Below are 260 nucleotides of genomic sequence, written 5' to 3'. Positions count from 1 at the left end.
ATCCTGAGGATGTAGCCTTAATGAAAGAGATTGGGCTGACACATTACAGGACATCGATCAATTGGTCGAGATTTCTCATAGATTACGAGAATGGGATAGTGGATGAGGCCTACGCTCGTTACATTGATGATCTGATCAATGAATTAATCGCAGCAGGTGTAGAACCGATGTTTTGCTTAGAGCATTATGAGCTTCCTGCCGTTTTGCTTGAGAAGTACGGCGGATGGTCATCAAAGCATGTCGTTGATCTGTTTGTTCTC

The 260-nt window shown here is 43.5% G+C and carries 1 protein-coding gene; it reads left to right on the top strand.

The features are described 5' to 3' along the window. The coding region (locus AC0IXA_RS27705; protein ID WP_471814946.1) for a family 1 glycosylhydrolase at nt 1-260 on the top strand (260 nt) is incomplete at both ends.

The sequence above is a fragment of the Pseudomonas sp. AC083 genome (genome assembly GCF_979253165.1).
This window is presented reverse-complemented; position numbering and strand designations above follow the sequence as displayed.